Below are 6,466 nucleotides of genomic sequence, written 5' to 3' on the forward strand. Positions count from 1 at the left end.
CTTTATCTGTTCAGTAGAACATCTTAAGTTCATCATTTCTGATGCATGGAGCGAGGAAAGCAAAGCCATGAGCTATGCCAAAAGCTGGATTGATGAATTTACACCGTGGATCGAATATAGGGATTTATGCGTTTAACTATATCTGTTCGATAAATTCATCGCCGCCTTGGCGCTGGAACTTGGTGTGAAGGACCGCGTGCAAATTCAAAAAATTTTCCCTGATTATGAGCATGCAATGGATGCCGCGGCGCCAAGCATAGCAGGTAACTCTTCAGTTTTTTCGGATTTTAGGCTGAGGGATGCACGGAAATTGATCGGAACCACTGAACGCAGCGGTCTACTGGCGCCATGCCAAGGTGGCCTGGACAGCGCCGTCGAAATCGCCGACGACGACAGATACGTTCGTGTGAGTGGTTGGGCGTTTCACCCCGGTTTCCGCGTGCGGCCCTTGGCGATCCATCTACTGAACGCGGACAATCGCATCGTCGGATACGCTTTAACCGGGCACTCATACGCCGATTCCGCAGGCGTCAGCATCGACGGAGCGGGCGACTCAGGGTTTAAAGGCTATTTGCTAAAAGAAATGCTCGGACAGGCCGTTATATTGCAGGGTATCCACCCGGATTGCAATACCCGTGATACTGCGCCGGTCCGCGCGTCTACCCCCGGGCACTGAGTCTCATCGGTGTGAAAAGCTGAAGTGCTTGTGTCCCAAATAACTTGTAAACACCGGCACCGCCACGCCGATCAGATGGGCAATGTCATAGGCATAAGTGATGGCCCCGAGCCGCGGCAACAGCCATTCGGCGAGGAAGATACTAACCGCCCAAACCTGAATCACGGCGGCGACGTTCACTAGCGTAAAGCGCATGAATTCAGTGGTAGTGCTCAGGGGCGATTCTGCGAAAACGAACGCCTTGGAGAGGATAAAGGCCGTGACCATTCCGCACAGATAGGCAAGCAAGATCGCGGCGCTGTAGCCCATCACCGGATTGAGTAGGTAACGACAAATCAGATTTACCAAGGCGGCGACGGTGCCAACGACCAAGAAGCGTGTAAATTCATTTCTCGGCCGGGATTTGCCGGCAGCAGGCATAGTGACTGCCGAGGCTTCCTGGTCAATCATGGACGGCGTCGGCCATCGCTCTGGCCAGCCGCACCCCCTCGGCGATCCCACGGTCCTCCGGATAGTAATAGGAAGTATCCGCTACCTGCAATCCGGCGATCCCCGGGGTGAGCGGCGGCAGGTCCTTCAAGAAACCGGGTCCGCAAACCGGTTGGGCGTAACGCAGGCGCCCGACCCGGGCGGCGAGGAAGTCGTTCGCGCTCAGGTCGGGATTGAGCAGTTGCAGATAGCGCCGGGTTTCGTCCAGGAACCGGGCGTCGGTCCAGGTGAATTTCGGGTGGGTCTGGGGCATGTAGTAGGGGACGTAGACGATATGATCAGTGCCGGTGGGGCGCAGGTTGGAAAACTCGACGACCCCGGGGATCTCAAACCGGGGATCGTTGATGTTGAGCCAGAAATGCGACGTCAGCGGCTTGCGGAGCTTGTGCACCACGCAGACCACGCCGATGTTGGGCAGGGCCTGGTAGCGCGCGAGCAGCGCCGGCGGCAGGTCGGTGAGCAGCGCGGCGGCGTAGGGGATGGCGATGGTTGAGATCACGGCGTCGAAGGGCTGGTGTCCGTCATGAGTCAGCACCCCTGTCACCGCTCCGTCAGCAATGACGATACGCTGGACCGGGGTGCCCAAATGGATGGTCCCGCCCTGGTCATCGATGCGCTCCACCAGCCGCCGTATCAGGGTTTCGGAGCCGCCTTCGATATAGCCCAACTGTTCCTGGAACAGGCTGCGTCTGGAGGTCCCGATGCGTTTGATGCGGGTCCAGATCCAGGCCGCGGAGATCCGCTCCTGATACTCGAAGAATTTATAGTGAAAGAGCTTTTCCCAACACACCCGGTAGGCCTCTGCCCCCAGCCAGGTACGTAGCCAGCGATCGGCCTGTAGCCCATCTAACCTGGACCAATCGGAACGCCTGGTCGCAACGAAGGCGTGGAGCCCATAGCGCAACTTGGCGATCAGCCCCAGCCCCGGAAAGCGCAAGAGGGCGAAGGGGTCGCCCCAAGGGTAGAGGGTGCCATTGAAATAAAACCCCATGGAGGTGTCGCGCCACTGCAGGGCGTCCCCCAGCCCGATTTGATCGAGCAGATCGAACAGGGGCCGGTCTGCCTTGCAGACGAAGTGGTAAAAACGCTCGATGGAAATACCCGCGAAGTCGAAATGTGCGGCCATGCCGCCGGGGATCGAGTCCGACTCGAAGACGGTGACCTGGTGGCCTTGTTGCTGGAGGAAATAGGCGGTGGCCAGGCCCATGGCCCCGGCACCGATGACTGCAACCTGTTTCATGTTGACGGCACCCGCTAGAACTCCAGGGTGATCTGCGCATAGCGCGGGTCGGTAAAGGTCTCGTGGATCGCCTCGGCAAAGGGTGTCCGGCGCACCGCGAACAGTTGGTCCCAGGGGATGACCTCGAAGCGGTCAGGGGTCACCAGGGCCTTGAGCTGTTTGGTGGTGAAGGGCGGGTTCCGATCGAATACGGCATAGAGGCGCAACAGGAACCAGAAGGCCCGGTAAGGGATGCGGATGATCCGTGTCCGACTGCCGCTGACGGCCTTGATGGTGCGGATGATGTCGATGTAGTCGACCTCCTCCATGCCGCTGATGTTGTAGGTTTCGCCCGTGATCCGGCGCTCCAGACAGGCGCTGATGATACGGCAGAAGTCCCGGTTGTAGAGCGGCTGGCGCATGTAGTGTCCGGACCCGGGGATGGGAAAGACCGGGGAACGCTGCATGAAGCGCGACAGCCAGCCGAGATGCTTGCGGTCGAACCAGCCGAACATCAGGGTGGGACGCAGGACCACGCAGGGAATGCCGCTCGCGAGGACCAACTGTTCCTGGGCCTTCTTGGTCTCGGTATAGAAATCGACCGCCTGAGAATTCACCACGGACGAGCTGATGTGGACGATATAGCTGACCCCGTGTGCACGGCAGGCGGCGAGGATGGTCTCGGTGGCCGTGAGATTATTGGCGACGAATTCCGCGTAGACCGCGCCGCCGATCTGGGCCTGGAGCATCACCAGGGCGCGGGCATCACGCAGCGCTTCGCTCCAGTCGCCGGGGCGCGCCAGATCGGCCTCGACCACGGTCATGCGGGGGTTCAGTTCGCGCAGGATGCGGGTATTGTGCGGTTGTTTGTCGATGCCGACCAGATTGGTGTAGCCCTGTTCGCGCAACAGCACGGCAAGGTTCTGGCCAACGAGTCCGGCGGCGCCCGTCAGGACGATTTTGTCGTTCTTTCCGATCATAAGGGCGCGCGTCACAGCCTGGTGCGATGGAACAGGGTTGCCGGTACCAGTCGAATCACCAGCATAATCCAACGCCAGAACCACGGGGTATAAAGGACGCGCGCGCCGCGCGCGATGGCGCGCTGGATGTCGCGCGCCACCCGGTCGGGGCTGGCCCACAGGGGTCCCTTGGGAAAGGCGGCCGTCATAGGGGTGTCGACGAAGCCGGGCTTGATGGTCAGCACCCGGACCCCCGCCGGGGCCAGGCGGTGGGCCAGTCCCTGGAGGAAGATGGCGAGCGCGCCCTTGGCCGCCCCATAGACATAGTTGCTCTGGCGTCCGCGGTCGCCCGCCACCGAGCCGATCACGGCCAGGGTGCCGCACCCCGCGGCCTGCATCCGATTGGCAAGCGGCGTCAGCAGGTCGATGACACTGATCAGGTTGACCTCCAACTCCTGCCGGGTGAGCGCGGCACTGGCGGCACAGGCGGCCTGGTCCGGCAGGGACCCGTGGGCGATCAGGGCCACGTCGATGCCGCCGAGGGCCTCCCACGCGGCGGCGACCAGGGCCTCGGCCCGGTCCGGCACCGTCGCGTCGTAGACCCCGACCGCGACCATGGCGGCGCCGCGGATCCGCAGATCATCGGCGATGGCCGCCGCCCGCTCGGTGTGGCGTGCCGCCAGGAACAGGGTGGCCCCTTGGGACGCATAGCGCCGGGCCAGCGCCTCGGCGATGGCGGAGGTGGCACCGACGATCAGGACCCGGGTGCTCATGCGACAGCTCCCGTGACCCGTCGCCAGAAGCTCGACGAGAAGGCCGGGTCGAGGTGGCGCCGGAATTCATCGACCCGCGGGTAGCCGACGGCAAACAACCGTGGGGACATATGGGCATCCTTCGCGGGATAGATGGCCCCGCCCGCCTGCGCGACCAGGGTGTCAAGGGTTTCAAAAAGGCGGAGTGTGGCACGGCCCTTATATGGGAAGTCAAGGGCCAGCGTGACCCCGGGGCGGGGAAAGGACAGCAGACCGGCCGCCGGCCGGTCACCGAAGACCTTCAGTACGCTGAGGAAAGACCCCTGCCCGGAGCCTGCGATGCACTCGAGCATCGCCCGGGTGGCGTCGCGGCCTACGGACATGGGTACGACCGATTGATACTGGAGAAAACCCTTGGGGCCATAGATGCGGTTCCACTGACCGATGCCGTCCAGGGGGTAAAAGAAGGGTGCAAAGTGTTCCACGCCGTTCGTTGGGCGGCGCGGCTGCTTGCGGTAAAAAATCTCGTTGAAGGCCCGCAAGGTAGGCGTGGCGATCAACGACAGGGGCGGGTCGAAGGGGATTGACGGCGCTCGGCCCGGCGGCCTGGGCGCGCCTTCGCAGGTCGGCGCCGCATGGTTCCCCGCCAGGTAGATGCCGCGACCGAGGCGCCGACCGGAGGCCAGGCAATCGATCCAGGCCACCGTGTATTCGTGTTCGCGGTCCGTGCCCAGGGCCAGCTCGAAAAAGCCGTCCAGATGATCGAAGCGTGTCCGCTCCACCTGGACATAGGGATTGGCGATGCGCTTCAACCGAAACTCCGCCCAGGTGATCAGGCCGGTCAATCCCAGGCCGCCGATGGTGGCGGCGAACAGGTCCGCCCGTTCGGTGGGGCCGCAGCGCAGGCGCTCGCCGGAGCTGCGCAGCAGTTCCAGGCGGGTGACCTGGTGACCGAAGGTGCCGGCCAGATGGTGGTTCTTGCCGTGCACGTCATTGGCGATGGCCCCGCCGACGGTGACGTAGCGGGTGCCTGGCGTCACCGGCAGGAACCAGCCGCCGCCGACCGTCAGGGACAGGATCTCACTGAGCAGGACCCCGGCCTCGCAGCGGATCAGCCCGGTGCCGGGGTCGAAGGCCAGGAAGCGGTCCAAGCCCCGGGTCGCGAGCAGGGTGCCGCCGTTGTTCAGGCAACTATCCCCATAGCTGCGGCCGTTGCCGAAGGGCAGCACGCTGCCCGCGACCCGCGGCAGCGGTTGATCGCGAAAACGCAGGGAGCGCAAGCCCGCGGGCAACGCCCGCGGGTAGCGGCCCCAGGACTGATAGGGTGCGTGCGCTGCCATCCGCTCTAGAGCGCAAACCACAGGGTCAGGCCACACAGCAGGAGGGTCGCCTGGCTGCCCCGATCGGCGATGGCAAAGACCAAGGGGTCGTCGTGCATGAGCCCGCGATGGGCGATGGACCAGGTGCGCGCCGTCCAGTAGAGGAGCAGCGGACAGACCAGCCAGATGATTTCCGGATGGCGGTAGAGCGCCCGGACCTCCGGACTGTTGATGTAGAGGGCCAGCACCATGACCGCGCTGTAACCCGCGGGGATGCCGAGCCCCCGCACCAACTCCAAATCCTTGATCCCGTAACCGCGCCCGGATGCCCAGTTGCCCCCGTCGCGGCGCAGTGACTCGAGCTCCGCGTAGCGCTTGAGATAGGCGAGGCTCAAGAACAGGAACATGGAGAAGGCGAGCAGCCAGAACGACAGGGGTATGCCGATCGCCGCCGCGCCGCCGATCACCCGCAGGGTGTAGAGACCGGCCAGGGTCAGCACATCCAGGGTCATCCGGCGCTTCAGGTGCAGCGAGTAGGCCAAGGTGGCGGCGAAATAGGCGCCCAGGACGACCAGGAACAGCGGCGGCAACCAGACGCCGACCACGGCGGCGACCGCCACCAGCACCGCGGCCAGCGCCAGCCCCCGCCCGATGGGCAGGTCGCCGCAGGCCAGGGGGCGCTGTCGCTTGCGCGCGTGTTGGCGATCCGCCTCCAGATCGAGCAGATCGTTGATCACATAGCCGGCGGAGGCCATCAGACTGAAGGCCAGGAAGGCCGCAACCGCGCCCAGGATGGCGTGCAGGTCCAGGAACAGATGGGCGGCCAGCAGGGGCAAAAACACCAGGGCGTTCTTGAGCCACTGGTGCGGTCGCAAGGCCCGGAGCAAGGGTGACAGGAGGGGCCCGCGTCGGCTCAGAGGGTATAGACAAAATTAAGTCGTTGTCGTCATGCGTCGTAGAAGGATCCGCGCCTCAGTGAGCCAGACCCAGGCTTCGGACACGCACAGCAGGCGATCATGGTGCATGATCAAACGGCGTGCGCGCTCGTTCCA

At 63.7% G+C, this 6,466-nt stretch carries 7 protein-coding genes and 1 pseudogene; 1 reads left to right on the top strand and 7 read right to left on the bottom strand.

Annotated features, from left to right (window positions below):
• The first annotated feature begins 184 nt into the window (after positions 1–184).
• Positions 185–676: a hypothetical protein gene (locus QZY48_RS15320; RefSeq protein ID WP_295432309.1), complete on the top strand. Its 492-nt coding sequence runs from the start codon at positions 185–187 to the stop codon at positions 674–676.
• Positions 677–679: 3 nt separating this feature from the next.
• On the opposite strand, the gene QZY48_RS15325 is transcribed toward QZY48_RS15320, so the two are convergent.
• The 7 genes and pseudogenes from QZY48_RS15325 to QZY48_RS15355 all read right to left on the bottom strand — a co-directional run.
• The gene (locus QZY48_RS15325) at positions 680–1,126 is read right to left on the bottom strand and encodes a GtrA family protein (protein WP_295432310.1); all 447 of its coding nucleotides are present in this window, start codon (positions 1,124–1,126) and stop codon (positions 680–682) included.
• Positions 1,119–2,405, bottom strand: coding sequence for an NAD(P)/FAD-dependent oxidoreductase (locus tag QZY48_RS15330; protein WP_295432313.1), 1,287 nt, complete (start codon positions 2,403–2,405; stop codon positions 1,119–1,121). Before QZY48_RS15330 ends, QZY48_RS15325 begins: the two co-directional genes overlap by 8 nt.
• 14 nt (positions 2,406–2,419) lie before the next feature.
• Positions 2,420–3,379: an NAD(P)-dependent oxidoreductase gene (locus QZY48_RS15335; RefSeq protein ID WP_295432317.1), complete on the bottom strand. Its 960-nt coding sequence runs from the start codon at positions 3,377–3,379 to the stop codon at positions 2,420–2,422.
• Positions 3,376–4,116: an SDR family oxidoreductase gene (locus tag QZY48_RS15340; RefSeq protein WP_295432319.1), complete on the bottom strand. Its 741-nt coding sequence runs from the start codon at positions 4,114–4,116 to the stop codon at positions 3,376–3,378. Before QZY48_RS15340 ends, QZY48_RS15335 begins: the two co-directional genes overlap by 4 nt.
• Positions 4,113–5,435, bottom strand: a complete 1,323-nt coding sequence (locus QZY48_RS15345) for an FAD-binding oxidoreductase (RefSeq protein ID WP_295432322.1) — start codon at positions 5,433–5,435, stop codon at positions 4,113–4,115. The genes QZY48_RS15340 and QZY48_RS15345 overlap by 4 nt, the downstream gene beginning before the upstream one ends.
• A gap of 5 nt (positions 5,436–5,440) precedes the next feature.
• Positions 5,441–6,301, bottom strand: coding sequence for a UbiA family prenyltransferase (locus QZY48_RS15350; RefSeq protein ID WP_295432325.1), 861 nt, complete (start codon positions 6,299–6,301; stop codon positions 5,441–5,443).
• Between the two features lie 45 nt (positions 6,302–6,346).
• Positions 6,347–6,466, bottom strand: a pseudogene (locus tag QZY48_RS15355) (IS5/IS1182 family transposase); the annotation flags it as partial.

Source organism: uncultured Thiodictyon sp., from assembly GCF_903828115.1.
Taxonomy (GTDB): domain Bacteria; phylum Pseudomonadota; class Gammaproteobacteria; order Chromatiales; family Chromatiaceae; genus Thiodictyon.

What these genes read in the sequence shown, in the direction of transcription:
- QZY48_RS15325 (WP_295432310.1), bottom strand. Translation starts at nt 1,126, where the DNA reads ATGATTGACCAGGAAGCCTCGGCAGTCACTATGCCTGCTGCCGGCAAA.
- QZY48_RS15330 (WP_295432313.1), bottom strand. Translation starts at nt 2,405, where the DNA reads ATGAAACAGGTTGCAGTCATCGGTGCCGGGGCCATGGGCCTGGCCACC.
- QZY48_RS15340 (WP_295432319.1), bottom strand. Translation starts at nt 4,116, where the DNA reads ATGAGCACCCGGGTCCTGATCGTCGGTGCCACCTCCGCCATCGCCGAG.
- QZY48_RS15345 (WP_295432322.1), bottom strand. Translation starts at nt 5,435, where the DNA reads ATGGCAGCGCACGCACCCTATCAGTCCTGGGGCCGCTACCCGCGGGCG.